Source organism: Gemmiger formicilis (genome assembly GCF_018784445.1).
GTDB lineage: Bacteria > Bacillota > Clostridia > Oscillospirales > Ruminococcaceae > Gemmiger.
Window position 1 is genome coordinate 1 of the sequence record NZ_WQOH01000081.1, and the last position, 1,433, is coordinate 1,433.

Consider the following 1,433-nt stretch of genomic DNA (forward strand, 5'->3'; position numbering starts at 1 on the left):
CTTAGTGGCGAACGGGTGAGTAACGCGTGAGTAACCTGCCCTGGAGTGGGGGACAACAGTTGGAAACGACTGCTAATACCGCATAAGCCCACGGATCTGCATGGATCTGCGGGAAAAGGATTTATTCGCTCTAGGATGGACTCGCGTCCAATTAGCTAGTTGGTGAGGTAACGGCCCACCAAGGCGACGATTGGTAGCCGGACTGAGAGGTTGAACGGCCACATTGGGACTGAGACACGGCCCAGACTCCTACGGGAGGCAGCAGTGGGGGATATTGCACAATGGGGGAAACCCTGATGCAGCGACGCCGCGTGGAGGAAGAAGGTTTTCGGATTGTAAACTCCTGTCGTTAGGGACGATAATGACGGTACCTAACAAGAAAGCACCGGCTAACTACGTGCCAGCAGCCGCGGTAAAACGTAGGGTGCAAGCGTTGTCCGGAATTACTGGGTGTAAAGGGAGCGCAGGCGGACCGGCAAGTTGGAAGTGAAAACTATGGGCTCAACCCATAAATTGCTTTCAAAACTGCTGGCCTTGAGTAGTGCAGAGGTAGGTGGAATTCCCGGTGTAGCGGTGGAATGCGTAGATATCGGGAGGAACACCAGTGGCGAAGGCGACCTACTGGGCACCAACTGACGCTGAGGCTCGAAAGCATGGGTAGCAAACAGGATTAGATACCCTGGTAGTCCATGCCGTAAACGATGATTACTAGGTGTTGGAGGATTGACCCCTTCAGTGCCGCAGTTAACACAATAAGTAATCCACCTGGGGAGTACGACCGCAAGGTTGAAACTCAAAGGAATTGACGGGGGCCCGCACAAGCAGTGGAGTATGTGGTTTAATTCGAAGCAACGCGAAGAACCTTACCAGGTCTTGACATCCGATGCATAGCGCAGAGATGCGTGAAGTCCTTCGGGACATCGAGACAGGTGGTGCATGGTTGTCGTCAGCTCGTGTCGTGAGATGTTGGGTTAAGTCCCGCAACGAGCGCAACCCTTATTGCCAGTTACTACGTAAGAGGACTCTGGCGAGACTGCCGTTGACAAAACGGAGGAAGGTGGGGATGACGTCAAATCATCATGCCCTTTATGACCTGGGCTACACACGTACTACAATGGCGTTTAACAAAGAGAAGCAAGACCGCGAGGTGGAGCAAAACTCAAAAACAACGTCTCAGTTCAGATTGCAGGCTGCAACTCGCCTGCATGAAGTCGGAATTGCTAGTAATCGCGGATCAGCATGCCGCGGTGAATACGTTCCCGGGCCTTGTACACACCGCCCGTCACACCATGAGAGCCGGGGGGACCCGAAGTCGGTAGTCTAACCGCAAGGAGGACGCCGCCGAAGGTAAAACTGGTGATTGGGGTGAAGTCGTAACAAGGTAGCCGTATCGGAAGGTGCGGCTGGATCACCTCCTTTCTAGGGAGTCAGAC

The 1,433-nt window shown here is 53.7% G+C and carries 1 rRNA gene; it reads left to right on the top strand.

The annotated features are described in order from the left end of the window. Positions 1–1,419: ribosomal RNA gene (locus GPK89_RS14860) — 16S ribosomal RNA — on the top strand; the annotation flags it as partial. Positions 1,420–1,433 lie beyond the last annotated feature (14 nt).